Here is a 2382-nt window from a genome sequence, read left to right as displayed (position 1 = left end):
AAAATTTCTTAGCCGCCTCCAGTATCATGCCTGGAGCGGGCTTTCTGAAAGGGCTCTTTTGTTTATACTGCCCAATGCCTTGTTCGGCATGATAAGGGCAAAAATAAACCGCATCAACCGATCCCCCCTGTATCACAAACTGCTCACCCACCCACTTCATCAAGCGATGAAAATCGGCTTCAGTGTAATAACCCCGCCCAATCCCCGCTTGATTAGTCACCACAATCACTAAATAACCCGCCTGTTTTGCCGCCGCGACCAGCGCAAAAATACCCTCAAAAAAATGAAAATTCTCCTGCTGCCAGACATAACCATAGTCCACATTAATCACCCCATCACGATCAAGAAATAAAGCCGGTTTGTGCATAAATTTAACTTTCCGAAAATTGAGTGTTTATTGGAAATAACAGAGGGCAGAGTAGATTGTGTTTTTAATTCATTTTATGAATGTATTAAGGTTTATTCGCCAAATTATCATATAAATCTACATATGACCGAACCATCTTATCAGCGGTAAAATTTTGCCAATAGTGCACTTCAGCCTGTTTCCCCATTTTTGCCGCGATTTCAGGGTTCTCCCACAAGTAACAGATCGCTTGCTTGAGTGCTATGGGATTGCTGGGAGGGATCACTAATCCGGTAACATTAGCAATATTAATGAAGCTGGTACCGGTGCCAATTTCGCAAGAAATCATCGGTTTACCGTACATAGCGCCTTCCAGTAGAGAAATGCCAAAAGCTTCGGAACGTAGATGTGAAGGGAAAAGTACGCCGTAACATAGGCTAAGCAGTGCGATTTTATCTTCATCAGGCAAATTGCCTTGAAAGTAAACATGGTTTAAGCCAAGCCGTGTAGCCTGTTTTTTCAGCTCCTGCTCAATGGAGCCGGAGCCGACAATCACGATCGGATAATTCAGCCCCTGTGAGGCCTCCAAAAGAATATGTAATCCTTTGTAATAACGCAGTACTCCGACAAACAAGAAAAATTTTGCCCCGATTTTTTCGCGCCAGTATTGTAGTTTATGCGCCATTGGCGGCGGATAGGTGGCCTTGTCCAAACCTATGGGAATGACGCTAACCTTGTTTGATAATGGCTGCAACACTTCACTGGTAGTGAGGTAATTCGGTGACGTGGCGACAATGTGATCGACACTGGCTAAAAATCGTCTCTGCAGGGGGCGATACAGTTTAAGCAGATACTGTTGCCGGATGATGTCCGAATGATAGGTCACTACCGTTGGTTTTTTCACTTGAGTGACAAAGTGAACGATATCCATCAATGGCCATGGGAAGTGATAATGAACGATATCGGCCTGTTTAACCAACTGTGAAAAAAGTGAAAAGACAGAGGTAGAAAAACGGGTTGAAGCCAGTTGAAAATTCAGCTTGGCTTGGTGTACTAAATAACCGTCTATCTCTATTGCTGTTGTTGCAGGATCGGAGCTTAAAGAAAGTACATTGGTTTTTATGCCCAGCTGACTACTTCCTTTGGCAATCTGATGGATACATTGTTCAATGCCTCCCATATCATTGGGAAAAGAAGCCTGATAAAAAATGGAGAACTTTCATAAAGTTATTGAATAAGCGAGTTTATACGCATTAAGCGTTGCCGCTGCTGTTTTATCCCAGGAGAAATGACTGGCTTGCTCCAAACCACGCGTTTTCGCCTTTGCACACCAGCTATCATCATCTAAAGCCTGGATAAGCACATTATATAGCGTATCGACATCGTCGCGAGGAACCAGCGCCCCCGCACTGCCCGCTACTTCAGGTAAAGAAGCCGCATTTGAACAAATAACCGGGATCCCTGAAGCCATCGCCTCTAATACTGGTAAACCGAACCCCTCGTAGCGTGACGGATAGAGAAATACCCGTGCCCCGGCATAAAGTGACGGCAGTAAAGCTTCGTCAACAAAGTTAAGATAGCGCGCCCAGCCAGCTCGCTCACCGGCGCTTAAACGAGCACGTGTTTTTTCACTATTCCATCCTTCAAAGCCAACGACAATTAAAGGAATACGTTGCCTTAACGCATTAGGGATCTTTTCATATACATCAAGTAATAGGTCTATATTTTTACGCGGGTCGAGGGTGCCGACAAACAGTGAATAGGAGGCAAAATTCAATCCAAAGCGCAATAAAACCGGTGCTATTGTCGTGACCGGCCTAGGGTAATAATCAGCTGACACCGCCAGTGGTGTCAACAGAATGCGATCTAATGGCCAACTGAAATAGGCGGCAATTTCACGCCGGGTAAACTCAGAATCGGTGAATATCAGTTGCGCACGTTTTAATGCTACCTGTATCTCTTTTTGCATGTGCCGTACCCGGGCTGCAGGATGACATTGCGGCCACGAAAAGACAGACAAATCGTGGAAAGTCGTC

At 45.0% G+C, this 2382-nt stretch carries 3 protein-coding genes; all 3 read right to left on the bottom strand.

What is annotated here, in order from left to right; translation table 11 throughout:
- A partial coding sequence (locus REG_RS09355) for a D-glycero-alpha-D-manno-heptose-1,7-bisphosphate 7-phosphatase (protein ID WP_006705412.1) occupies positions 1 to 367 on the bottom strand: 367 nt, incomplete at its 3' end.
- Between the two features lie 85 nt (positions 368 to 452).
- A complete protein-coding gene (locus REG_RS09350) occupies positions 453 to 1526 on the bottom strand; it encodes a glycosyltransferase family 4 protein (protein ID WP_006705411.1) in 1074 nt (357 codons plus the stop codon).
- Positions 1527 to 1565: 39 nt separating this feature from the next.
- On the bottom strand, positions 1566 to 2382 hold an 817-nt coding region (locus REG_RS09345; protein WP_039908598.1), incomplete at its 5' end, for a glycosyltransferase family 4 protein.

It is taken from the genome of Candidatus Regiella insecticola LSR1, assembly GCF_000143625.1.
GTDB lineage: Bacteria > Pseudomonadota > Gammaproteobacteria > Enterobacterales > Enterobacteriaceae > Regiella > Regiella insecticola.
Note: the sequence above shows the minus strand (reverse complement) of the source record. Positions and strands in the feature narration are given on the sequence as shown.

What these genes read in the sequence shown, in the direction of transcription:
- REG_RS09350 (WP_006705411.1), bottom strand. Translation starts at nt 1,526, where the DNA reads ATGGGAGGCATTGAACAATGTATCCATCAGATTGCCAAAGGAAGTAGT.